A 26,783-nucleotide genomic window follows, 5' to 3' on the forward strand; every position below is an offset into this window, starting at 1 on the left:
AAGGCACCCCTTAGTTGATTTTAATAGACGATTGGTTATATTGATACAAGACTGAAGCAATCAAATATGCTGCAAATATGCCAAGACTTGCGATTATAGAAATAAAAAACTCTTCGAATGTAAATGTCGCGAGATGTTGAGTATTACGATTTAAAAAAAGTATTAATCCTAATATGAAAAATACGAGGATGCGTCCCACCGTTTTTCTTCCGAATTCCTCTTCAGACAAGCTGCCAAAGCAGTTACATTTCAAGTGTTTTCCTCTCGCCCGAAAGACTGACCAGCCAAAGGAAATCAACAGCGCAAACAGCAGCAATTCCGCTGCGAAAGTAAAACGATCGAGTACAAAAGAAGCAGATACAATCAATTCAGCCAGAGGAATACCAATCACACCAAACGGAATCAGCACCTTTGGAATCTTTAATTCTTTCATCGTTGTGCGAAACTCCCCTAGATTGATCCATTTAGATAACGAAGAAATAAAGAAAATTGTAGCTATAAACAGCTGTATAAAACCCAGATATGCCACCTAAATTCCCCTTTCCATTGTTAGATATTGAAAACAAAAAAAATGAAAGGACAGGGAATGTCCTTGTCCTCTCAGACTTGATTTTAATTATATTCTATCAGCAATTACAATATTGCTCGACTGACCCACTCCAATAAATCCATCTTTCCCAATATTTTTTGATTGTTGGTGTTTCATACTTACAAACATCAGTAGTACAAGCCTTATGCACAACAGGATCGCTCATATTTTCACCTCCTATTTATAATGCTATTTCAAGATTTAAACTACTATTAGACTTGATTTTAATGACAATTACAAGCTTGATATGTACTACCATCTTCATATACCCATGTTTCCCATTTTCTAGTAATCGTTGGTGTTTCATACTTACAAACTACAGTAGTGCAACCCTTAGCCACAACTCTCATATTTTCACCTCCTATTTATGATGTCAAATTATGGTTGATTTTATAATATTTAAAACATCAATTTACTAAATAACTTCCTTATAACTTTATAACATTGACTAAAAATGTAGGATAAAGAATTATTATGATTCTAACTGCAAGTACAAGCTTGCTCAACTCGACCATCCTCATATACCGTTTTTTCCCACTTCCTAGAGATTGTTGCTGTTTCATACCTACAAACTATAGTAGAGCAATACCTAACCACAACTCTTGCCATATTTTCACCTCCTATTTATGATGTTATCTAAAAATTTTAACTACTATTCAAGGATACCATACAACTAACAAAATTTCTACATATTTCTATATTTTCTATATATTTCTACATATTTCTACATAGTTATTAAAAAATATGTCAAATTATAGTTAATTTTATTAATACTTAAAATATTAATTTACTAAATAACTTTCCCTATAGCTTTATAACATTGACAAAAAATGTTGGATCAAGAAGTATTATGATTCTATCTGCAATGGTGTCTTCAGCTTAATTGCTCTCTTCATCATTGGTAGGATCATTCTAATATTTGTTCCTGAACCGGAAGACTTATCAGTACATGACAATGTTACGGTAAAGTTATAAACCTTATCACAAAATAAATAACAGCACTATGATGTTTTGATAGTTCTGCCTCTTTTATATGAAACTATCGTTTAACCCCTTGAATAACCATCCCAGTATACATTAAGCTCGTTGCTTACGAGTCATGACATCAAATATTACAGCTAGAGCTAAAACGCCTCCACGGATAATATATTGAGGAGCGATTCCGACTCCCATTAAATTCATACCGTTTGTTAACGAAGCCATAACGATTGCACCGATAATCGCACCTGTAACTTTACCGACTCCACCTGCTGCAGATACACCACCAACGTAAGCAGCTGCAATGGCATCGAGCTCAAATAATGTACCCGCTGTTGTTGTTGCCGATTGCAAACGAGCGGTAAATAAAATACCTGATAATGCTGAGAGCATCCCCATTGAACCGAAGACGAGGAAGATAATTTTATTGACGTTAATTCCGCTTAGGTGTGCTGCTTCAGGGTTACTTCCCACCGCATAAATATGTCGGCCAAGTACCGTCTTTGTCGTAAGGAAATGATACAAAATAACGACTAGCAACATAATGACAACCGTCCACGAAAAGCCGTTATAGCCTGCTAAAATCCATGTAATATAAGCAATAATGGCTGAAACGAAAATGAGCTGTAAAATAAAAATTTCTTTAGAAACGACTTCAAAATTGTATTTAATTTTGTTTTTGCGGTTAGAAATAGCGCTATAAATATAAAATATGATACCTAAGGCACCAACAAGCAAGGAAAGAAAATGTAACCCGTTAATTTGCAAAATAGATGGAATATATCCATTACCTATTGCATTAAAGGCATCGTTCTGAACAATAATTGTACCGGATTTTTCAGTTGCTAGTAGGATTGCACCTCGGTAGATTAGCCATCCTGCTAACGTGGCGACAAAGGAAGGAATCCCTACTTTAGCTACTAGAAAACCTGTACTAAAACCAGCCAAAATTCCAAGTATTAAAATAATAGGTATAACTAAATATACTGGCATCCCGACTTGCGTGAGGAGAATAGCGGCGATTGCTCCAAGAAATCCAGCTAAGAAACCGATGGATAAATCAATATGTCGAATGATGATAACGAGCATAACACCGACAGCTAACACAGCGATATAACCAGCTGAATCTAGTAGATTACTAATGTTTCGGGAAGACATAAATAATCCGTCTGTTAGAATTGTAAAAGTAATCATGATAATAATGAGGGCAATATACATCCCGTAGTCACGGATGTTTACTTTTATTAAGTCCTTTGCTTCATTAAACAATTTCATATACTTAACCTCCTATTGCGTAGCGAGCTGCATAATTTTCTCTTGATCGGCATCAATAGCTGACAGCTCTCCTTTGATTTCTCCTTCAGCCATCACATAAATGCGATCACTCATACCAAGAACTTCCCCAAGTTCTGAAGAGATCATAATAATACTCATGCCTTTCTCTATTAGTTCGTTCATGACAGAATAAATTTCAAATTTAGCTCCAACGTCAATACCACGTGTCGGTTCATCCAGTATAAGAAGCTTTGGACCAACAAACAGCCATTTACCTAGAGAAACCTTCTGTTGGTTACCACCACTTAATTTGCCGACAAGCTGTTGAACAGATGCTGCTTTTATTCCTAAAGATGCTGTATATTTTTCTGAGACTTTAATTTCTTCGTTGTCATTGATGATGCCTTTTGAAGAAATGCCATTCATATTTGCGGCCGATATATTATTCTTAATATCTTGTAGTAAGAAAAGCCCATCACCTTTACGGTCCTCAGTAACATAGGCAATTCCTGCTTTGATTGCATCACTCGGGTGTTTAAATTGTTGTGGTACTTCGTCAATGATTAATTCACCTTGTAGCTTATAAGATTTAGAGTTTCCGAATATGCTAAGTGCTAGTTCAGTCCGACCTGATCCCATAAGACCTGCGATTCCGATAATTTCCCCTTGTTTTACATGAAGATTGACATTTTTGGCAACATCTCGCCCTATTTTCGGATCATAGGCTGACCAGTTTTCTAATTCGAGAATCTTGTTACCGAACTCTTGCTTACTCCTCTTCGGATAAATATCTGTAATCTCTCGACCAACCATATTTTTTATAATAATCTTTTCGTTAATTTCGCCTTTGGAAGCATCTAATGTACAAATGGTTTGCCCATCGCGGAGGATCGTTGCTTTATCTGCAATTGAGATAACTTCCTTTAATTTATGTGAAATCATAATGCACGTGATGCCTTGCTTTTTCAACTCTCGTAATAAGTTCAACAAGTTTTCACTATCATCTTCGTTGAGTGCCGCAGTTGGCTCATCTAAAATAAGTAGCTTTACTTCTTTGCTTAGCGCTTTGGCAATTTCAATTAACTGCTGTTTTCCTACACCCAAATCTTTAATTAACGTTTCAGGATTAACTTTTAAATTTACCTTTTCTAGCATTTTCTTGGACTCAACGACTGTTTGATTCCAATTAATTACTCCGCCACGGTCCACTTCATTGCCAACGAAAATATTCTCATAAACTGATAGATCAGGAAACAGCGCAAGTTCTTGATAAATAATTGCGATTCCGGCATCGACACTATCGTTAATTTTGTTAAACTTTTGCACGCTACCATTATAAACAATGTCACCATCGTATGTTCCGTATGGATACACACCACTCAGCACCTTCATCAGCGTCGATTTTCCTGCGCCATTTTCACCGATTAAGCAGTGTATTTCCCCTTTTTCTACTTTAAAATTAACATCACTGAGCGCTTTGACTCCTGGAAATTCCTTCGTAATCTGATGCATTTCTAGAATATACTCGCTCATGATTAACCTCCCTTACGAAAAAAACTAAAATAATTAGAAATAGTGACAGACGTATCTATCACTATTTCCATAAAGCCTGCGCATTCTATTTATAGAGGTTGTTCAAAAAGTCTGGCAAGATGACTGTACTTGTATTGGATGTACTAATCACACGTTTAGGCAGTTCTTTGTAGGACTTCCTTTATAAGTATCTTCGAGTATTCCTCGATACAAGGCTGTAATGATGTCCTCACTTCAGTGCTCAAATCTTCGTCAACTTATTCTTCGCCGTCCTTATTGTCCACCTTTTTGAACACGCTTTTATTGATCTTCAAATACGAATTCGCTCTCTTCATAGTAACCAGAATCAATGAGCTCGCTCTTAACGTTTTCTTTATCCACGACGATTACATCAGTTTGTTTTGCAGCTACTTCTTTGCTTTTGTTGTCATAAGAACCATTTGTTTCAGGTTCGCCACCATCTAAAACAGTAACTGCCATTCCGATTGCATCTTTTACAAGTGTACGAACATCTTTAAATACGGTCATTGACTGCTTACCATCAATAATATATTGAATAGAAGCTTGTTCAGCATCTTGCCCAGTCACTATATAGCTTGAAACTTCAGGATCAGATTCAAATACATCAGCGATAGAGCGTGCTGTTCCGTCATTTGGTGCAAGAATTGCCACGTCTCCCTTCATATCTGCTTCTACAGCTGTTAAATGTGTTTGAGCCTTATTTTTCGCTTCATTAGCATCCCAGTTCGTCGTAACCTGTCCTAGTATTTTACCCCTTTCATCACGTGAAAGCTCTGCTTTATCTTGTAAAGCTTCTGCTTCACTAGAGTTTGCGATAATAAAAGTGCCATCAGCGACCTTTGGTTGCAGAACGCTCCAAGCTCCTTCAAAGAACAAGAATGCGTTATTGTCAGAAGCAGCACCAGCATATAAATATAAAGGAGTACCTGAGCCTTTTGCATTGTCAATTAAAAATTGTCCTTGAGCTGCACCAACTGCAAAATTATCAAATGTAACGTAATAATCTACATCTTTTGAATCAGTAATTAAGCGATCGTATGCAATAACTGTAACATCATCTTTTTTAGCTGCCTTAACTGCAGCCCCTGCAGCTGCCCCGTCGTGTGGAGCAATAATTAAGACATCGATTCCTTTGTTAAGTAATGTTTCAACATTTTCTTTTTCCTTAGCTGACGATCCTTGGCTAAATAATATTTCTGTTGTATAGTCTGAATCTGCTAAAGCTTCTTTAAATCTTTCCTCATCTTGTACCCATCTAGGTTCGTCTTTCGTAGGTAAAACAATACCGATACTTACATCGCTACTGCCTCCTGTAGCATTACTACAGCCTACAGCTGCAAATGCAAGCATCATGACGACGATGGCTGTTATCATTCTCTTTTTCATCAAAAATCCCCTTCCGAATTAAAGTAGTTTCTCAATAACTCAAATATAACAGTCACCAACATCTATGAAAACGCTTTCTATTAGCACTATTTTAATATTGTCTGTATTTTTTTAATATTAGTTTAGTAAGTTGCTAGCTTACTTATAAAAATGCGTATCTACTGGAAGTGTTAAAAACCGCCAGGATGCATCTTGGCGGTTTGTGAATGATACATTCTTTTATTATCTGTCGTATACCTCTTCAATAGAATGAAAGTCGTCAGCGATAATTGTTTCATCGATATTATGCTTATTTACTGCAATTGGTGAAAGGAGAACAGAAGGCACCTCGAACTTCCCATTATTAATGGTAGTCTGAACATCAACAACTTGACCTTCTGCTAGCTTAACAGCAAGCTCAGCCGCTTGTTTTGTTAAATCAATAATTGGCTTATAAACAGTCATTGTTTGTGTTCCATCAACGATTCGTTGAACAGCAGCAAGCTCAGCATCTTGACCAGAAACTGGAATTTCACCTACAAGCCCTTGTTCAGCGAGTGCTTGAATGACAGCTCCAGCAGTTGCATCATTAGCAGCAATGACAGCATCAATCTGATTATTATTCGCTATTAAAGCTGCTTTCATATTTTCATAAGCATTTTCAGGTAACCAATCTTTTGTCCACTGGTCATATACAATCGTAATATCTCCTCTGTCAATGAATGGCTTGAGGACGTTAAATGCACCTTTTCTAAATAAATGGGCGTTATTATCTGTTTCTGCTCCGCCGATATATACATAATTTCCTTTTGGAACCAATGATGTAATTGCTTTCGCTTGAAGCTCACCTACTTGTTCATTGTCATATGATACGTATAAATCAAGCTTAGCGTTTTTCACTAGTCGATCATAGGAAAGCACCTTAATACCAGCTAAATGGGCCTTTTCAACGATCATTGCTGTTGATTCTGCGTTGTGCGGAACAACGACGAGTATGTCGATGCCTAGACTAATTAGTTTTTCTGCTTGTGAGATTTGCAAAGCATCGTCACCATTTGAAGCAAAGATTTCTACTTCTGCGCCAAGTGCCTCTACTGCTTCTTTGAAGCGATCTCTATCCCTTAACCAACGCTCCTCCAATAATGTATCCATAGAAAAGCCAATTTTAAGCTTTTTTTCTTCGTCTGCAGAATCAAATGTCGTTTGTTCTTGTTCTGGCAGAGTTGAATTTGTGGTCGAATCTCTTTCATTTACGCATGCTGTAGTCAGTGCAAGCATAGCAAAAAAGAACAATAGTAGACTTCCTTGACAAAATAACCGTTTCATAGGAATAGTTCGCTCCTTTTCTACTTAAAGGGAAAACTTTTATTAACAGTTTTAGCTCCCAGCGATACAGGTGGATTTGTCAATCAGATGGAGCATACCTCCACCGATTACGAAAATGTTGAAGTTTTTTAACGACTTGGTTATTCCTTCATTCCGATAAGTGATTTACGATATTCGGTCGGTGATGCGCCACACAGCTTTTTAAACACTTTACTAAAATAGTTTGGGTCGTGATAACCGACTTCGAATGTAATTTCTTTTAAGCTTTTTTCAGGATTCATCATCAGCTTCTTCGCCTTTTCGATGCGACATTCTGTTAGGAAGCTGATGTAGTTCACCCCAAGCTGTTCTTTAAACATTTTACTAATATAAATAGGGCTAAGCCCAACTTTTTGTGCGATTTTATCTAGTGAAATTTCTTTATGGGAATGTTCAATAATGTACTGTTTAATTTGTTGAATCGTGTCATCTTCTAATTGACTACAATAATCTACGTAGGACTGCCACATATAATCAAGTAAATAACTTGTCTCAGCTTGAAGCTGTCGAAAATCATGTATTTGTGTCGAGAACAATGGGGTATATGGCTCAACTCCCAGTTCAGTTAACACGCGAGATGCAATCCAAAGCAACTCTAGTACACGTTGCTGTGATTGCATTACGTTTGTTTTTTCACTCTCATAGCGGTGGATTAAATTTATCACATATGAAGAGAATTCCTCCCATTTCCCATTTCGAACTTGATCAAATAGCTTCTTTTCCAGTTGTTTTAAATTTTGATCGTTTGAGTTCACATCATGTGATGGTAAATCGGCATAAAAACGGAATCTTACATGAGGCTTAGCCTCTTTAGTTGCTATAAGTGACTCCTGATAAGAATGGCGTATTTTGTCTAAAGAATGACATACATTTCCTATACCGATAAACCAACTACTGTTATTAGTAGATTTCGGAATAGATAGAATGGATTGAGCAAGAGAAACTGCTTGTAAACGAAATGATTTCTCTTGTTGTCTGAACACGATAATTGGCAATTGGCGACCATATAAGGCTCCAACCCAACCTCGTTCTGTCTTTCTTACCTTCTCTTTTATAGCCGAATAGAAACGTTCTGCTCCTTTTGGAAGCAGGACGCTCATTACAAATTTTTCGTTTGACATTTGAATGTCTAATAGCTGAATTAACTCGTCTAAATGTATGTCATGCATATGATCGAAGAGCAACTGTGTCACTACATCGGTTTCAACGATGGGTAATGTTTTTTGAAGAGCATGTTGTTGAAACGTACTTATTGCCATGGATTGTCTTTCTTGTTCGAGTAGACTCAGTACTTTTCCGACCGTGTCTATAATTTCACTCGTCTTGCTTGGTTTCAGTAAATAGTCCTTCACTCCGAGCTTCATTGCTGTATGGGCATAATCAAACTTGGCAAAAGCAGTGATCATAATAAATTTAATATGTGGGTGATCTTTATTAATTCGCTCAATCGCTTCAAGTCCATTTATTCCTGGCATCTGAATATCCATTAAGACTAAATCTGGTGAAAATTCTTCTACCATCTCGATAGCCGCTTGTCCATTTTTTGCTTGCTCAATAACAAGACCTGAGAAGCTTTTTTCTAAAATGTATTTTAGACCTTCTCGTTCTACTTGTTCATCATCAACGATTAGGAGTTTCATCATGTTTTTCGATTCTCCTTTTCTTCGGAATTTTCAACACAACCTTTGTACCTATTCCAAGCGTACTTTCAATATCCATGATATTTTCATAGCCATAGAAAAGTCGTAACCGTTTACCAACATTACTCATGCCAATCCCAGTTGAGTGTCCTTCGGTATCGATACTGTTTCCCTCTAATATTTGTTTCCTTTTATGTTCGTTCATCCCAGGGCCATCGTCCTCAATTTCAATTGTCACTTCGTCAATACTGTTGATTGCACGGAACCAGATGATGCCACCTTCTTCTTTTGGCTCAATAGCATGTATTACCGCATTTTCAATGATTGGCTGTAACGTTAGCCTTGGAATTTGTAAATCTAGACATTTTTCGTCTAAATTTATATGAAATTGTAAGCGATCGGTAAATCTTGCTTTTTGTATATCAATATATTGCTGAAGAATGTTAACCTCTTCAGCAAGAGTAGTAGATTTGTCTAAGCTTCTTAAATTATAGCGCAACAAGCTGGCAACGCTTACTATAAGGTCACTAGTCTCTTCAGAGCCTTCCATATATGCCTTTTTGGAAAGCGTATTAAGGGTGTTATACAAGAAATGAGGGTTCATTTGGCTCTGTAAACTATGGAGCTGGCTTTCTTGTAATAAGAGCTTGTTCTCCTTAAGTTCATTTTCGAGCTGTGCATTTTGTTGTACTTCCAGTAGAAAGTTATTAATATTAATTCGCATACGGTCAAACATCTTAGCGAGAAACGAAATTTCATCATTGGAATCAACTTCAATTTTAGAATTGAATCGTCCTTTTGATAATTCAATAGCGGCTTGGGTCAACTTCTTTACTGGTCTAGTAATTCTCAAGGAGAACCAGTAAGTAAATTGCACGAGCAACAAGGTAATTAACAATAACAGCCAAATTCCAAGCTTTTTCAGTTCTTCTGATTGTTCAATAATTCCACGATAGAAACGATCGTACGTGTTTAGCTCTTTGTCAATTAATGTGAGTGTCATCTCAGATATATATTTAGATATGTGCGTAGCCTCTGTTAATACTTCTAAGTAATCTTCTGTTTCTTTTTCTGTACGGAACAGAAGTGAGCGTTCCGTTGCTTCAACGAGACTATCTATTAAATTTTCATAATTGGTTAAGGCAAAATCATTTTGGTTATTTCTAAATTTAGACACTTCATTCTTTTTATTTTGAAGTTTATTTATGTTTAGTTGAAGCGCTTCCAAATTTGCTAATGAAGGATTGAGTAAATAGTTGTTCAAATCTGTGACCATTTGCTGACTGACACTTGACACCTCATTCATACTTAAATAGCGTTCAAGAATATCATTATATTGATTTTGCGTTTTTTGATTATAATAGGTGAGTGAAATCCAAATTGCAACCATGATGAATAGAATGACTGTGGCTAGTGCCCATATTTTCTTTTGTAGACTGTTCATCGCACATCCATTGCCTTTACAACTTTTATATCTGTGAAATAGCCACCTAAATTAAGTTGCTCTTTCTCATCCTTCAGCCATTGCGTAATAAGGCTTACACTCAGTTTTCCCATCTCGTGAGGTGATTGTTCAATAATTCCATCGAGCTTTCCTTCTTTAAGAAGTGATAACGACTCTCGGTCGTCATCAAAAGAATAGATATAGTAAGGTTCGACTTGAGATCTGCTCTCAATCTCAAGAACCATTGTTTCAGAAATATTGGCATTCACAGCGATAAAAGCATCGACATGAGGGAACTTATTCAACATATCTTTTGTTGTCGCATTAACGCTCTCCCTAGTTAGAGAGGTTTCTGCTTCGATAGCCTCTATGTGTGGAAACGAGCTTAAAATGTCTTTAATACCTTCTAATCGTTGTTCCTGATAATACTGATGCTGACGGTCAAACATGAGAATCACTTCCCCTTTATCTCCCATGTCTGATATTAACTGCTTAGCTATTAGCTGCCCTGCCAAGTATTGGTCAGAGCCGACATATGTCCGTCTTAGGCTTTCATTCATCGGAACGTCATTGGCAACTGTAATAACTGGAATGCCATACGATGCAGCTTTGATCTTCGTTAAATTCTTAAAATCATCTGTATCAAAGCCTTGAACAATGATGCCATCAACTTGTGAATAGATAGCAAGTTCAATTTGCTTCAAGAAGTCCTCTTTGTTATTACCATAACTGCCCCAAATCTCAAGGCTTGCCTCTTCACTTTGTGCTTGTTCAAGTGCACCTTCCCCAACCTTAACCCAAAATGGAGTATCTAGATCTTGGGTAATTAGAACTAGTCGATAGTCTGACTCTGCCTTGGCTAATGTCTCTGGTAATTGCCAATCAGTTCGAAATACTTTACTGGCCGAAAGAAATGTGAAATAGAATAGGATGATAGAAACAAAACTAAGTATGAAAACTACGATTTTCTGCAAGAGAATAATCTCCTTTGTTTCTTATTCTTTGGCTATTTTCGTAGTATTTGTTAGACCATGGCACTTTTTTTCTGTAACTTGATAGCTAACATACAAAGTCACTTTTTATGGTGCAAATTTGGCGATAGTAGAAACAAAGTACGAAAAGAGCCTATTCTTTTAATCATCTTATCACAAGTAAGTAAAAATCTACTATGCTATTTTTCGCTATATTAATGGAGGAATATGGTCATGGCGGATTTTTCAGATGTAATGATTGGCTGTTGTTGCTTTAAGAGGTAAACACCTACACAACTAGAGTTCGTGGCATCTTTTCTTTTACAACGATGACCAACAATATAAAAACTTAGCAACAAAGTTTACGACAAGAGCTGTTGCATAATTATGTTTTACGTGTTGATCAATCTTATTTGCATTGAGGTATGCGGTCCTTATACTTGATATAGGAAATGCATTCGAATAGAGAAGTATTTAGCTAAGTATAACTGTAATATTTGAAGATGTTAGACAGGGGAATGGTTGTGTCAAAAGGGGGACCAATTAACCCCCTTTTTAGTCTTCCATTAAGGTATAAAATAACTCTCCACATTTACTATATTTCACTTCAATTATTTTAAGCTTACAACTTCTAAACCCTCATCGTGTAAATAACTGATTATACTTGGCAGTGCGTCTATGACAGCTTGTGATTCATGGAGAAGAATAATAGATCCGGAAGGGTTTGAGCTTCGAATATAGTTAATGATTTCGTTTGAGCTCTGAACCTTCCAATCCTTTGGATCCTTATTCCAAAGTACCATCTTATGTTGATGTTTTTCCATTAACTCAATAGTTGACTCATTATTTGAACCATAAGGAGGCCTAAATAGAGTTACGGGCTCATTCGTTAGTTCTTCAATTAATAGATTTGCTTGGATGATTTCATGTTCTTGATTGTGTAGGGAGAGATTTGTAAGTTCTTTATGGTACATTGAATGACTACCGATCGAATAATTGTTAGATTGTGCATACTTTACGTATTCAGGATATTTCTTAACATTCTCACCGGTGAAAAAGAACGTACCACCAACCGTATGCTTCTTTAATATGTCTATAATCTCTGTTGTATATTTAGAAGGACCGTCGTCAAAGGTTAATGCTACCTTGCCATCAGGGATGCTGAAGGTAATTGCATCATTCAGTTGCACAAATGGAATTTCGGATATAATATTCTCATTCTTCTTTATTTCTTCCTTTGCAGGTGATTCTTCATTCTTTGGAAGTGATTCAATAGTTTCTTTTTCAACACTCTCTGCTAGCACAGGAGTTTTACTAGACAAAAGATTAAAGTACGAATTGTTAGAAAAACCTAGCAAAATAGTAGAAATGACAATAAATGAGGCAACGGTAATCCAAGCAACCTTATGCTTTCTATTATTAAGAAATTTTCCTTTGGGATGTATTTCGCCTTCTTGTTTTACTTCAGTATTACGTGCGGGTTGTAGCTTATCATTTAAAATTTGATTGATTTGTTTGGAATGTTTAAAAGCGTTTAGTCCTCGTACATACTCATCAGAGCAGGAAAAATAGATTTTTTCACTATTGTCTCTATATGTTCTCGTTATGTAGCTTCTATGTTGCTGTATATTTGAATTCCAAGAGGTGTGAAAGGACATTCTATATTTAAATTTCCCAGAAAAATCAGTCGATTCTTTTAAGCTTATAGCTGTTTCAGTATCAATTTCCCAAAGGAGTTCAATATCTATTTCAAAAGAATATTTGACTCGTAAAAAAGATTTGTTCAGATTGTTTTCTATTGATAATAGTTCTAATAGCTTACTATGATAGACTGACATACTGTCCCCTTTCTCTTAGAGGTAACTAAAGAGCTACATGCTCATGTTTACTCTGTTGTAGTAGATGTAGTTGTTTTTGGAGAGAAAGAAAAAGACAGCCGATCCGTAAAATCATTAATTGTTTGCATTAATTCTGCTTTTTCATCTTGGCTTTGTTTGTATTGTTCTACAACCTTGTGATTCTCTACTTCTAAATCTCTAATTTTCTCTTCAAGTTCTTTTATTAACATCATTTGTTCATATTGCTTGTTAGTTGATTCTTCTTTGAGTTTGTTATATTTATTAGTTTCTTTCTCGAGTTGGTTTGTTATATTTCCAAACTCTATTTTCGACGAACTTTGATAGTCTTTAAAATCTTCAAGTAGCTGATCATAACTCATTTGTTTGTTAGTAAGGTTAGATTCTAATTCACGAATTTCCTTATCTTTATCTAATAAAATTTGTTCCTTCTTTACTTGGCTATGTTTTAAGCGGCCTATCATTTCATTCGCCGAATACAATTGGCTTTCAAGTCCCTTATTTTTATATTGAATCAATTGTCGGTCATGTAGCATATTTTCTAGAGAAACTATTAAATCTAAGGCTACTTTGTCTTGATCATCTTTTGATAATAAGTTTTTTTTACTAGTTGTTTCAGATTGTTCGAATTCTTTGAATTCTTCATCAATAGATGATTCTTCAATCATTTCTTGGGAAACATCTTCTTCCATATTTATATTGTTTTGTTCAGGTTGACTTTGATTAGATAGGACTCCTTTTAACCAACCTCTTGAATTGCTCTTTGTATCCTTGGCCATCATTTTCTCTCCTATCTCAATGTATGAATAAATTATTGTTTATCAGATAGAATGGTATTAAATACTTACTAGAGTAGTATTAATCATCATTATACACCTTTTGAAGCCTAAAGTGGTAAATTCTAATCTTATTGTACGATTATGTAAATGGATGTCAATGTATGGCGAAAAAAATTGACATTTGTAGCGGAAAAAGATACTTAAGTTATAGGTAAAAAATACTATAAATAGCAAAAAAACGAGACTAATGAACTAATTCTATTAGTGTTTATATATAGAATGGGCATGTATTCATTGCAGACTCTTTTCATAAATTTGTTTTATTTTTAATAATATATGAACAGGTAAATAGGGGTTGTGGTGAAGTATTTATTATAGTTAATAAGAAATAAACCTAATTTGGCAAAGGCTTTGATGAGTGTGGATAAAGATGAGGATGAAAAGGATGAATATCATTAGCAGTAGTTGTCACAATAAACTGTTTTGGTAGTTAATTAGGTCTGGCTTACAAGTATTTGAGCCATGTTTCTTTACAACATTGTTAAGGTGCTAATTACATAAATATATTTATAGTAGAAAGATACTGTTTATGGTAGACTAGTACTACATAAACTTCTTCAGAATTTTTAAAAAATAATGATCTTTTCGTAAATTTTGTTGTTATAGTTCATAAACTAGAAAGTAAGAGTGTCATTTTAATCAATACTTATCATTTTAGAGAAGTAAATTGTATTAGTGTTTTTTTATCAGTATGAAAAACAACAGTCTATGCAAAAACAACCAAAAAAACACCGCTTTTTAATTATTAGCGGTGTTATATTTCCTAACTTATTAATTTGTATCAGTAATAGACAATGATGGTGGTAATTGATCTTCTTTAGATGCTAGAGCTGTTGACCCTAACGCACCAACAATTATTAGGCTCACAGAAAGTGTTAATATGATTTTCTTCGCACGTTTCATTATTTATCCCACCTCTCAATAACTAATTATATTTTACTATATACCGTCTAACGATAAATTTGTGATAAATGAGTATTATGCGAGATTAGGACTATCATGCTCGTGATTTCTTCAGAATTCGTCAATTAATATAAACATATTGATTTTTTATGGAAAGGGGAATTCGTTTTCATGAATACAGAGAACCTGTTACCAAAAATAGCATTAAACCTGAGAGAGTTGAGAAAGTTTCAAAAAATATCTCAAAAAAGGTTAGCTGAAGGGATATGTACTCAGTCATATATTAGCATGATTGAAAAAGGTGAAATATCACCATCTGCAACAATATTACATGCCTTTGCTATTCGTTTAGGGGTTGATATTAATTATTTCTTTGACGTTCAGGAAAATTTAATGTACCAGTATCAAGACGAATTGATAAAGCTCATAAAAGAGGCAAGGTATAAAAATGATTATGCAGAAATACGTCAGTTACTAAAAAGACAGGAACAAAATCCGTTTATGAGTTCAACTAAAATGCAAAAATTTATGAATTATCATAAAGCGTTGTGTTGTTATTTTCTTGACCATGATGCTAAAAAAGCTATAGAAATACTAAATCAAACTTTATCTACAGATGAACATACTCAAGGTTTATATCATTCAGAGGACATTGAAGCATTAGTTGCTATTGCAAGTATTCATACTGAAGAAGAAAAATGGTCAGAAGCAAAACCATACTTTCTACAAGCTTTTGATATTGTGAAGAGGTATCCAGCAGCGATAAAAGTTCAGACAATGCAAAAAATTTATTACAATTATATTCGTTTGTTGTATCAGTCCGGGTCATATACGGAAATTATTCAACTAGCTAATAAAGGAATTAACTTGTGTAAAGAAAATGATAGCTTATATTTACATGGACAATTATTATATTATAAGGCTCTTACATTAAATAAACTGGAACGGTTTGATGAGGCAATAATATTTCTTGAAAAAGCTATTATGGTATTTAGCGTTCAGGAAAATAAACAGCTTGTCGATTATACTAGAAAAATAATAACTAAATTTAAAGACATAGAAAAAAGCAATAGGTAGCGAGCTGCTCTTTGCTTTTTTCTATGTCTTTTTTTATGGGTGGAGGCAGGGTTCAAAGTTCTTAGCTAGTCTATAATTATTCTTTTCGAAATTATTTCGCGTCAGTAGTTACTTGTAATTTTATTTTTTTCGGTAAAATTACCTAGATTATAAAACATACACGAAATATTTTTACTATATTAAGGTTTCTAGGCATATTTTAAAGCAAATCCCATATGTTTTAAATTAATTACACGTTTTAAACATACGATTTCATGGAGCATCGTTATAAATAGTGAATAGTTTCACGAAAAAATTCGTTCTTTAGCATTATTCGACAATTTATGACGAAAGTTGCATATACAAATATGATGTATTTTGCAATGATATTCATGTAACGGTCGTGCGTATTTTAAACGGTGTAGTTTTTTATAGAGGGGGGGAAACTAGTAACTTTGTGTTCACTTTAAAGTCTTGTAATTTAAATTTACGAAACATTTAGTAAACTTAAACTCTTATGATTATTTTGCTATATTCTATTAAACGAGGTGTGTTGAGTGAAATTTAAAAAAATATTATCTGTTTTGACAGCGGTTACAATTAGTGCGTCTATGATGCTCCCATCTTTACCAGCTACAGCTGAAATTTCAGAAAATGATGTACCCGTTGGTGCAGGTGGATATTCTACAGTTGCCAAAGGGACGCAATTGTATGGGTGGGAACTTCACCCAAGAAGAACACCACAGGATTTTGACTATTCAACAAGTAATTTAGATGGGAAGCCATTACCTACAAATGACTGGATTAGCTCAGTATTATGGTATCAATATTCAGGGGCATTATATGCACACCCTTTGTCATACCAAGCAACTCCAACTGGTTTCGAAATAAGTAACCCTCCTAAAACTGTTAATACATTATTGGATGGAGAAAATGAACTAGAAAGGGAGCATAGACCTGGACAAATAGATCTTGAGGTTCAAGCGACAACATTTTCTCCGGTAGATGCACGAGCAGATAAACTTTCTGATTGGGCGGCTGACATTTTAATGGCAAGTCCAGACGGTAGTAAAAATATGAAAGCTACGATTGCTCATGGAAGTCCATATGCATACTTCACATTTGAGGGTGGCGAGCCTAAAGTTGTTTTTAAAAACCCAACAACGATTGTAAAGCATGATAATGCATATCTACAGTTATCCGTAGATAATAATGGTCAAACAAACTACTATGGGCTATATGCTCCAGCAGGTTCTACATGGACTATGAATGGAACTGAAGTAGTTGCAGATTTACCAGATGGGAAAAATTACTTTACAGTTGCTGGCTTACCTGACGGTAGTGAAAACACATTTAACTTCTATAAAGAACGCGCTTTTGCGTTTATTACAGATACAAGAGTAGATTGGAATTATCATGAAGCAAGTAGTACGTTAACGACGGATTATACAATTACAACTACACCAATGGAAGGTGCCAATAGAGAGACAATTACAGCGTTATATCCACATCAATGGAGAAACAACCCTCTTATTCCAAACTCAGCGCATTTATACGAATACAATTCAATTCGGGGAAATATGAAAGCGATTTCTGGAACGTCTTTTAGTACACAATACGTTTACAACGGAATATTACCGACAATGCCAGAGCTTACAGATCCTGCTGATATTGCAAAATTAGAAGATTATGTAAGGCAATATTTTGATTATGGAATGTCTTTAAATCCAAATTTTGTTCAAGCTGGAGCAGATGGTGGTAATGGCGGCTATGATACGTATTGGATGGGGAAAAATTTAGGACGTAATTCTAATATCATGCCAATTGCCGATCAACTAAACGACGAACATAAAAAGGGAGAATTTATTGACTCAATTAAATCAACACTAGAATGGTGGTTTACACCGACAAAATATAATGAAGCTGGGCAACCAATTGAAGACAATTATTTTTATTATGATGACCATTGGAAAACGTTAATTGGTTATAGTGCAAATTATTTTTCAGATACGGAATTAAATGACCACCATTTCCATTGGGGTTATTGGATTTATGCAGCAGCACAAGTTGCTCTACAGGAACCAAACACAGCAAACGCTTGGGATAGTAACTCACAATGGGGAGGTATGGTTAATGAGTTAGTTGATGACATCGCAACAGTAGATCGTAATTCAGATGACTACCCATTTCTAAGAAACTTCGATCCATATGCTGGTCACTCTTGGGCAAATGGCATGGGCTTCATAGATGCAGATGATTGGAGATATGGCGGGAACAACCATGAGTCTTCATCTGAAGCGATGAATGCATGGGCTTCACTCATACTTTGGGGCGAAGCTACAGGGAATTCAGAAATAAGAGATGCTGGAATTTATATGTTCACAACCGAGCAGCAAGCTATTAATAATTATTGGTTTGACATTTATGGAGATGTATTTGAACCAGAGTTTTCAAATGATGATGCAGTAATGGTATGGGGAGGCAAATATAACCATACTACTTGGTGGACAGAGAATCCAATAGAAGCACATGGGATTCAGATGTTACCGATTACACCTGCATCACTTTACCTAGGTAGGGATCCAAATTATGTGAAGCATAACTACGATAATACGTATGCGGAGTTTCCAAACTATTTACAGAAAAAAGCTCAATATGGTTGGCAGGGTCTAGATAATCCAGATACGTGGCAGGACATTTTAGTGTCATACTATGCATTGTATGATCCAGCGGAAGCGTTAGCAAAATGGAAGGATGAGGATTCAGAAGTAGACCCAGCGGTTGGAGTAGAGTTTGGTGAAACGAGGGCGCATACGTATCATTGGATAAGATCTTTAGATGTGTATGGCTTACCAAACTTTGATATTACAGCGAATAGCCCATTATATTCTGTATTCTCCAAAGATGGGAATAACACATACGTTGCTTACAATGCATCAGATTTTGAGCAAACAGTAACATTCTCTGATTGCTTTGAATTAGTAGTCCCAGCTAACGCAATGGCTCAAGAAACTGCAGTTAGCCCTGGTGGAAACTGCTCTGCAACACCTCCTGGTGGAGGTAATACAGATCCTGATATAGAAGCTCCTAGCTCACCAGAAAATCTCCAGTTGTCTGGAAAAACAGCAAGTACCGTAGATTTAACATGGGCAGAGGCTACGGACGATACTGGCGTAGTGGCTTATGACATTTATCAAGATGGTGAGCAAGTAGCAAGCACACCAAGTGTAACGTATCAAATTACTGGATTAACAGGTGAAACGACGTATACATTTGAAGTCATTGCTAGAGATGCAGCAGGTAATTTGTCAAATCCAAGCAATAGTTTAATCGTAACAACAGATCCTGCTCCTGATGATAATGAAGCACCAACGGCGCCAACAAATGTGGACTATTCAAGTAAGAGTGAGACGACAGTCGATTTAACATGGAGAGCAGCAACTGATAATATAGCGGTAGAAGGCTACGATGTATATCAAGATGGTGTATATGTTGGATCGACAACAGCGACAGCGTACCAAGTGACTGGCTTAACAACAAATACAACCTATACATTTGAGATCATTGCAAAAGACGCAGTAGGGAATGAATCTGTAGCTAGTAATCAATTAATAATAACAACTGATGCAACACCAGGTAGTGGTGGGAATAATGAGATTGTTACAGATAATTATACGATTAATATAATTGATCAAGGAACAGATATCACTTTTAAGTTCACACCAACTGGTAATGTTTCTAATTTCGTTGATTTACATTATAAAATTAATAATGGTGCACAGCAAAACGTACGGATGATCGAAAATGGTGTGACATGGGAATATACAATTCAAGGGTTGAGCGAAGGTGATACAGTAGATCATTCCTATACTTACACATTAGGTCAACCTGCATATGTGTCTGAAACGTACAGTTATATAGCAGGATCGGATTCAGGAAGTCCACCAAATGATGCAGAAGCACCAACCGCTCCTCAGGGTCTTATAAGCACTGCACAAAGTGAAACGACTATTACAATTACTTGGGAAGCTGCTTCTGATAATGTCGGAGTAGTGGGTTATGATATTTATAAAGACGGAGTGTACGTTGATAATACAGCATTAACTACCTATCAAATTACCGGACTATCAGGAGACACAACCTATTCCTTTGAAGTGATTGCAAGAGATGCTGCTGGTAATGAATCAGCTGGAAGTACAATAGATGTTACAACAGAGGCGCCACCAATTGACGGAAATCCAGATAACGGAACAATTAGTCATGAAGATTTTACAATTGATATTGAAAACAATGGTGGTAGTGCGACATTTCATTTTACACCAACAGGAGAAGCTTCTAATTTTGTAGACTTACATTATACGATTAATGGTGGTGCACAGCAAAATGTCGGTACGACAAATAATGCTGGGACGTGGGAGTATACAATTAATGGCTTAACAACGGGTGATACCATTGAATTTTTCTACACATATACAATTGGAACACCAGCATATGATTCAGCTTGGTATGAATATACACATTGATTGTTGTTTTACTTGGCATCTGAACTCGTTAGAAACACATACATGAAGTCTAGTCGTTATTATGATGTGAAATATTAGGTAAGAGTTGTAAACATTCAATATTAAAGCATGTTGTAGATCATACATTTCTACGACATGCTTTTTGTTTTGTGGTAGGATAAAATGGCAAAACTGTTACTAACATAATGATAATAAAAATTTGAAGATAGGATGACACGATGGCTGCTGAGATACGTTTAAAGGTAAAACCAAAATTTATAAACAAATTTAAAAATGGTTATCCGCTTATTACGAAAGAAGCAATTGTCAATATCAATGATTTAAAAGAAGAGGGCACAGTTGTTAAGGTTGTCGATGATCGAAACTCATTTATCGGAAGAGGCTATTATGGCAAACAAAACAAAGGATATGGCTGGATTTTAACCCGAAATAATGGTGAACAGCTTAATCAACAGTTTTTTAAGGAAAAAATTAAAGTAGCGCTTCATGGAAGAAGTCATTTTTTCGGTAAGGAAGATACAACTGCATTTAGGGTTGTTAATGGGGAAGGTGACGGCTTAGGTGGTATAACAATTGACTATTTCGATGGCTACTATGTCATTAATTGGTATAGCGAAGGCATATATACATTTCGCGAATATGTCATTAACGCGTTAAGTGAGCTTGTCGACTATAAAGCGATATACCAGAAAAAAAGGTTTGCAACAGACGGTAAATATATTGAAGAGGATGGCTTTGTAACTGGTGAAAGAGGGCAGTTTCCAATTTTAGTAAAGGAAAACGGTGTTCATTTTGCCGTGTACTTAGAAGATGGAGCGATGGTTGGTGTTTTTTTAGACCAAAGAGAGGTAAGGAAAACGATTAGAGATAAATATGTAGAAGGCAAATCAGTGTTAAATTTGTTCTCCTACACTGGCGCATTTTCGGTCTTTGCGGCTTCGGGTGGTGCATCAAAAACAACGAGTGTTGATTTAGCGAATAGAAGCTTAAGTAAGACTATAGAACAATTTGAAGTGAATGGCATTAACTATAAAGAACACGACATCATCGTAGAGGATGTTTTTAAATACTTTAAGTATGCTGTGAAAAAGGAGAAAAAGTTTGATGTAGTCATACTAGACCCGCCTAGTTTTGCCAGATCAAAGAAATTTACTTTTAGTGCAGCGAAGGATTATACAGATTTAATAAAACAAGCTATTTTAATTACCGAACATAACGGGATGATCGTTGCTTCAACGAATTCAAGTGCCTTTAATATGAATAAATTTAAAAAGTTTATTGAAATTGCTTTTAAAGAAATGGGGAGACGCTACAAAATAATTGAACAATTTTCTCTCCCAGAAGACTTTAGAACGGTGAAAGAGTTTGAAGAAGGTAACTACTTGAAGGTAGTGTTTATTCAAATTACTGGTGAATAACAAAAGGGATGCCGAGGCATCTCTTCGCTTATGAGATATTTTCTTTGTTTCTTCTACATATTCATCGTTGTCTAATACTTCAATAGCATTCAACAGATGTAAAAAAGTTCCAACAAAATTCTTAATGTCTAAGCTTGGAATTACGGACTATCCTCTTCATCATCTACATGTCTCATAATTATGACAGGATGATTACTAGCTTTGAAGTCTTGAATAACATTTTCCATTTCTTAAAATCACCGAAGTTAACAATATCCTTTTACACATCAATGACTTGCACCCACCCATTACTTTAATAGGGAATTATTCAACATAGAAGTTTGTTTTCCAACCAAATAAATTCCAAATCTTGAAAAACAAAAAAAGAGCAGGAAGAAAAGCCTGCTCAATTGGTTTCGTTGTTTGCGCATTATGATATAACTTCTTAAACACTTAGGGACTTTTTAAAAATGATGTCTCACAGACAAACATCTAGCAACTAAGGTAACAAGAGCTTTTTGTTTAAATTACTGTGCAACTTGTTGCTTTAAATTACCTTTTTGAGAAGCAGACTTTTGTTGCGCTTTAATTTTATTAATATCCATACGGATAAGGAAAGAAGTAATTAACGCGATTGTTAAAAATGCTGCAAATATATAAAATGTAGCATTATAACTGTTTGTTGTATCTTTAATATATGATACGAGCATTGGTCCAAACACGCCTGCCATAGACCAAGATGTTAATAAATACCCATGAATTGCACCTAATTGCTTTGTACCGAATAAGTCTCCTATAAATGCTGGTAAAGAGGCAAATCCTCCACCGTAAATGGTTAAAATAAGGAAAATCAATGTAACAAATATCGCCTGGCTAGAAACTGTTGGTAAGATTAAAAATGCTACGAGTTGAATTGAGAAAAATATCGTAAACACATTTGTTCTACCTAAATAATCTGATGCAGTAGCCCAGCCGATGCGTCCACCACCGTTAAAGAAGCCCATAATACCTACCATACTTGCAGCGGCTACAGCTGTCATACCTACTTTTTCTTGAGCCATTGGTGAAGCAACTGAAATGAGCATGATTCCTGAAGATATGTTAATAAACATCATTAACCATAACATCCAAAATCGTTTTGTTTTTACTGCCTCGTTAGCAGTAAGCTGAGCAAGGTCAGCTTTGATTTTTACTTTTCCTTTTTCTGACGCTTCCTTCATCCCAGCTGGTACCCATCCTTCTTCAGGTCGAGCTATATATAATGCTCCTGAAATCATGAGAATAAAATATGTGATGCCTAGAATGAAAAATGTTTGTGATAATCCAACGTTCTCAATTAAATAGTTCGCTACTGGGCTACAAATTAATGCACCTGCACCAAACCCCATAACTGCCATTCCGGTAGCTAAACCACGGCGATCTGGGAACCATTTAACTAATGTAGATACTGGTGCTATATAACCTATTCCCAATCCCATTCCACTAATTAATCCATACGTTAAATAGTAGCCATATAATGATTCAAGTTGAATAGCAAATCCAGTCCCTATAAGACCTGTTGAAAATAAAATGGCTGCAACGATAGCTGAAAAACGAGGGCCTTTCTTCTCAACTAGCTTGCCAAAAAATGCTGCAGATGTTCCTAAACAAAAGATAGCAATTGTAAATGCTAAGGCAGTTTCAGTACTGCTCCACCCTAATTCATCATGAATTGGTTTTTTATATACACTGTATGCGTATACAGAACCGATTGAAATATGGATGGCAATCGCTGATAAAGCAATTAACCAACGGTTTTTTTGTTTCATTCGAAACCTCTCCTTTTGTTATGTTAATTGTAAATGAATGAGTTAAGTTTGTGAAAACTATCACAAACTTAATGTAATTTAATTATACTGTGTAAAAAAACGATTGGTATAAAATTATTATGACGACTTTGTGAAACATTGAGCATGATAGCTATTACATTAGGTTTTGCACTAATTGTTGCTTTATCGACTGACAACCTATACAAGTATACAGCTGGCATGGGTGGTATTTCTTCATTGTTAAAGATGACAAACGTATATCAGTAAGCAACAAAGTTTACTCATAGAGCTAATTACTTTTCTGTTAGAGGGTTATCATGATATGACATTTCAACCTATTATAAGTAGTATGGGGGATATGTTGGTAGGAACTTTTTATGAAAAAAATAATATGATATAAACGAATGCCTATATAACATAATTCTTTGCTTTTTTGTCCATTTTGTTTTAGCACTCTCAATTAAATGGAGGCGATCATTTGTATCCTCAATACCCATATTACGGGTTTAAGCAAGTAACACAACAGGTTCCTATTGCATTTCCGCCACAGCATCAAGAAGTTCATCCTGGGCTTGAATATGAAATGATACCGAGGCCAATTTCCGAAGATCCTCATTATCGAAGTGGCAATAAGCTGCACAATAAAGTTGCTATCATCACAGGTGGAGATAGTGGAATTGGTAGAGCTACTGCCATAGCTTTTGCCAAAGAAGGTGCCAACATAACGATAGTTTACTTGAATGAACACCAGGATGCAGCTGAAACGAGGGAAAGGGTAGAGAGCTTAGGAGGAAAATGTTTAGTCATAAGTGCGGACTTACGTAAGGAAGAAACGTCACAGCAAGTAGTCAAGCAAACAATTGAAACGTTCGGAAAGTTAGATATTCTCATCAATAATGCTGCTGTTCAATACGTGCAATCAAGCATTCTTGATATATCATCTGAACAGCTTGAAAATACATTTCGAACGAATGTCTTTGCAATATTTTATATGACAAAAGCAGCACTTCCGTATTTAAAAAATGGAAGCTCAATCATTAATACGGCATCTATTACAGCCTTTCAAGGTCAAAAATTCTTAATTGATTATTCTGCTACGAAAGGGGCTGTCACTACTTTTACACGCTCGCTATCTTTATCATTAGTTGAACACGGAATTAGAGTAAATAATGTCGCTCCTGGCCCTATTTGGACCCCGCTAATTCCTTCGAGCTTTTCGGCAGAGCAAGTAACACAATTTGGTTTAGAAACACCGATGAAACGTGCTGGGCAGCCCTTTGAGCTTGCACCTGCCTTTGTATATTTAGCTTCTGATGATTCTCGATATGTGACAGGTCAAACAATACATGTAAATGGGGGAGTGATTTTAAACACATAGCTGCTTTATTGTTGGTCAAGGATCGTTATTGGAAAGAGAAGTTCAGCCTTCATATGACAAAGAGGGGCTTGACCTTTTGTATGTTCTAACAGGCAGATTAATAGAAAATTAGATATAATAAAAACACTATAGTTTTTTTATGGAGGGGAGTAAAAATAAGAGTCTTAGAGGTTCTCATGTTACTATTTGTTTTCTTAACAATAGTAGCTATCATATTTAAAAGCTTTGGGAATATGAAAATAGCAAAATTAATACCTTTTCTAGCAATACTTGTGTTTATTCCACATGTGTTATTTGAAGGAATAAGATGGCAGCTTTATCCTGTTTACATAATTATTGTGTTTCAGTTTTTAATTACAATATTATTTCGAGTAGGATTATTAAAGAAGCGAAGGTTGGAAAATGACAAAAAACTGATACGAATGAGTTTGCCTATTGTCATAAGCGGATTCCTATTAACAGTGTTATTTTCCTATGCATTCCCTGTATACAAAATTCCTACACCATCAGGACCACATGAAATTGGTACGATATCATTTGACTTAATAGATGATAGTCGGGAGGCTATTTATAGTGAAGATATAACCGACAATAGGAAAATAAAGCTACAAGTTTGGTATCCTGCACAAAATGTAGGTTCGTATGAGCAAGTTCCGTGGCTACAGGACGGTAAAATAGTGGCAGAGGGTGTCTCGAAATTAATGGGATTTCCGGATTTTGTTCTTAGTCACACGTCTTTAGTGAAGTCGAATGCCTCCCTTAATGCCCCTATTAGTAATGAAAAGGAACAATACCCTGTCATTATTCTGTCTCATGGCTGGACAGGATTCAGAAATATTCATACAGATGTTGCAGAACTATTAGCGAGTAATGGGTTTGTTGTAGTAGCGATTGATCATACATACGGGTCAGCTGTCACTGCTTTTAATGATGGTGAAGTAGCTTATGTTAATGATGAAGCATTACCAGATCGTGAAGAAACTCCTAACTTTTTAACTTATGCTAATACGTTAGTAAAAACATTTGCAGGAGATATTGAAGCTACACTTGATCAGTTAGAAATGATGAACACAGAGCAAAATAGTTCTCCTTTGAAAGGTAAATTAGATTTAGCCAATATCGGTGTGATCGGTCACTCTACTGGGGGAGGGGCTGCTGTAGCGACTGCACTCCATGATAAACGAATAAAGGCGTTAATTGGATTGGATGCATGGGTTGAACCTATAGAAGAACAAGAGCTGGATAGCGGACTACAAATTCCATCTCTGTTTTTAAGAAGTCATGAGTGGGAGCAAGGCTATAATAATGAGCATTTGTATTTATTGTTAGGCAGTAGCATAGCTCCTGAGTTATATCAAATTAACAATACCGGTCATCAAGATTTCTCTATGATTTATATGTATTCACCATTAAGCAAATATTTTAACATTACAGGAAAGCTTGACGGGAGAGAGGGTGCAAGCATTCAACACGACTTTATTCTTACCTTTTTTGAAAAATATATTTATGGTCAAGTAACGAGCACAATAGCAGATGTGGCAAAGCAATATGAGGATGTACAAATCATAACTTCATATCGTAACGAATAACCTCTGTTGATTAATTTAGCTATTATTCCAAAGACTGTTTTCGTTTTGGTTGTTTTTCGTACAAAATAAACACGGATCAAACTATAGTTTCGTAGCATCATTTCTTCTATAATATGATGATAATCACAAAAGACTTCTTTTTTACTGTGGTAATTTTGTATAAATAACAACAAAGTTTACGAAATAAATATTCATTTTTGACCTAGGTATACATATAGTGAAGGTGACAAAAACGAGGTATTTGTGTAGTTGG

At 35.6% G+C, this 26,783-nt stretch carries 20 protein-coding genes; 5 read left to right on the forward strand and 15 right to left on the reverse strand.

Features of this window, described 5'->3' with window-relative positions; all coding sequences use genetic code 11:
* Nucleotides 1-10: 10 nt before the first annotated feature.
* The 14 genes from V1503_RS10660 to V1503_RS10725 form a co-directional block, all read right to left on the reverse strand.
* A complete protein-coding gene (locus tag V1503_RS10660; RefSeq protein WP_410626762.1) occupies nt 11-529 on the reverse strand; it encodes a MauE/DoxX family redox-associated membrane protein in 519 nt (172 codons plus the stop codon).
* A gap of 97 nt (nt 530-626) precedes the next feature.
* Entirely contained in the window at nt 627-755 is a 129-nt protein-coding gene (locus V1503_RS10665) for a hypothetical protein (protein ID WP_410626764.1), read from the reverse strand.
* Between the two features lie 58 nt (nt 756-813).
* Nucleotides 814-939 (reverse strand): hypothetical protein, encoded by a 126-nt coding sequence (locus V1503_RS10670; RefSeq protein ID WP_410626766.1) that lies wholly within the window; start codon nt 937-939, stop codon nt 814-816.
* Nucleotides 940-1,069: 130 nt separating this feature from the next.
* Complete coding sequence (locus V1503_RS10675; RefSeq protein WP_410626768.1) at nt 1,070-1,198, reverse strand: hypothetical protein; 129 nt, start codon at nt 1,196-1,198, stop codon at nt 1,070-1,072.
* A 468-nt stretch (nt 1,199-1,666) separates the two neighbouring features.
* Nucleotides 1,667-2,842 (reverse strand): sugar ABC transporter permease, encoded by a 1,176-nt coding sequence (locus V1503_RS10680; RefSeq protein ID WP_410626778.1) that lies wholly within the window; start codon nt 2,840-2,842, stop codon nt 1,667-1,669.
* A gap of 12 nt (nt 2,843-2,854) precedes the next feature.
* The gene (locus V1503_RS10685) at nt 2,855-4,375 is read right to left on the reverse strand and encodes an ATP-binding cassette domain-containing protein (protein ID WP_410626781.1); all 1,521 of its coding nucleotides are present in this window, start codon (nt 4,373-4,375) and stop codon (nt 2,855-2,857) included.
* Nucleotides 4,376-4,675: 300 nt separating this feature from the next.
* Nucleotides 4,676-5,782 (reverse strand): sugar ABC transporter substrate-binding protein, encoded by a 1,107-nt coding sequence (locus V1503_RS10690; protein ID WP_410626783.1) that lies wholly within the window; start codon nt 5,780-5,782, stop codon nt 4,676-4,678.
* 222 nt (nt 5,783-6,004) lie between these two features.
* Entirely contained in the window at nt 6,005-7,087 is a 1,083-nt protein-coding gene (xylF, locus tag V1503_RS10695; protein ID WP_410626785.1) for a D-xylose ABC transporter substrate-binding protein, read from the reverse strand.
* Between the two features lie 140 nt (nt 7,088-7,227).
* Entirely contained in the window at nt 7,228-8,769 is a 1,542-nt protein-coding gene (locus V1503_RS10700; RefSeq protein ID WP_410626787.1) for a response regulator, read from the reverse strand.
* Nucleotides 8,747-10,210, reverse strand: a complete 1,464-nt coding sequence (locus V1503_RS10705; protein ID WP_410626789.1) for a sensor histidine kinase — start codon at nt 10,208-10,210, stop codon at nt 8,747-8,749. Before V1503_RS10705 ends, V1503_RS10700 begins: the two co-directional genes overlap by 23 nt.
* A complete protein-coding gene (locus V1503_RS10710; protein WP_410626791.1) occupies nt 10,207-11,184 on the reverse strand; it encodes a sugar ABC transporter substrate-binding protein in 978 nt (325 codons plus the stop codon). The genes V1503_RS10705 and V1503_RS10710 overlap by 4 nt, the downstream gene beginning before the upstream one ends.
* A 608-nt stretch (nt 11,185-11,792) precedes the next feature.
* Complete coding sequence (locus tag V1503_RS10715) at nt 11,793-13,019, reverse strand: polysaccharide deacetylase family protein (RefSeq protein ID WP_410626793.1); 1,227 nt, start codon at nt 13,017-13,019, stop codon at nt 11,793-11,795.
* Nucleotides 13,020-13,066: 47 nt separating this feature from the next.
* Complete coding sequence (locus V1503_RS10720; RefSeq protein ID WP_320257905.1) at nt 13,067-13,816, reverse strand: hypothetical protein; 750 nt, start codon at nt 13,814-13,816, stop codon at nt 13,067-13,069.
* An 831-nt stretch (nt 13,817-14,647) separates the two neighbouring features.
* Nucleotides 14,648-14,779 carry a hypothetical protein gene (locus tag V1503_RS10725; protein ID WP_410626795.1) on the reverse strand — a complete coding sequence of 44 codons (132 nt, stop codon included), beginning with the start codon at nt 14,777-14,779 and terminating at the stop codon, nt 14,648-14,650.
* A gap of 171 nt (nt 14,780-14,950) precedes the next feature.
* Between V1503_RS10725 and V1503_RS10730 the strand changes: the two genes are divergently transcribed.
* From V1503_RS10730 to V1503_RS10740, 3 genes are all read left to right on the forward strand, one after another.
* Nucleotides 14,951-15,856 carry a helix-turn-helix domain-containing protein gene (locus V1503_RS10730; protein ID WP_410626797.1) on the forward strand — a complete coding sequence of 302 codons (906 nt, stop codon included), beginning with the start codon at nt 14,951-14,953 and terminating at the stop codon, nt 15,854-15,856.
* A 536-nt stretch (nt 15,857-16,392) separates the two neighbouring features.
* A complete protein-coding gene (locus V1503_RS10735; protein ID WP_410626799.1) occupies nt 16,393-20,358 on the forward strand; it encodes a glycosyl hydrolase in 3,966 nt (1,321 codons plus the stop codon).
* A 218-nt stretch (nt 20,359-20,576) separates the two neighbouring features.
* Entirely contained in the window at nt 20,577-21,776 is a 1,200-nt protein-coding gene (locus tag V1503_RS10740) for a class I SAM-dependent rRNA methyltransferase (protein ID WP_410626801.1), read from the forward strand.
* A 506-nt stretch (nt 21,777-22,282) separates the two neighbouring features.
* On the opposite strand, the gene V1503_RS10745 is transcribed toward V1503_RS10740, so the two are convergent.
* Nucleotides 22,283-23,563 carry an L-lactate MFS transporter gene (locus V1503_RS10745; RefSeq protein WP_410626803.1) on the reverse strand — a complete coding sequence of 427 codons (1,281 nt, stop codon included), beginning with the start codon at nt 23,561-23,563 and terminating at the stop codon, nt 22,283-22,285.
* Between the two features lie 478 nt (nt 23,564-24,041).
* Here V1503_RS10745 and V1503_RS10750 point away from each other — a divergent pair, with 478 nt between their 5' ends.
* Nucleotides 24,042-24,941 (forward strand): SDR family oxidoreductase, encoded by a 900-nt coding sequence (locus V1503_RS10750; RefSeq protein WP_410626805.1) that lies wholly within the window; start codon nt 24,042-24,044, stop codon nt 24,939-24,941.
* A 176-nt stretch (nt 24,942-25,117) separates the two neighbouring features.
* Nucleotides 25,118-26,530 (forward strand): alpha/beta fold hydrolase, encoded by a 1,413-nt coding sequence (locus V1503_RS10755; RefSeq protein ID WP_410626807.1) that lies wholly within the window; start codon nt 25,118-25,120, stop codon nt 26,528-26,530.
* The last annotated feature ends 253 nt before the right edge of the window (nt 26,531-26,783 follow it).

The organism is Nanhaiella sioensis, assembly GCF_046557775.1.
Taxonomy (GTDB): domain Bacteria; phylum Bacillota; class Bacilli; order Bacillales; family SM2101; genus Nanhaiella; species Nanhaiella sioensis.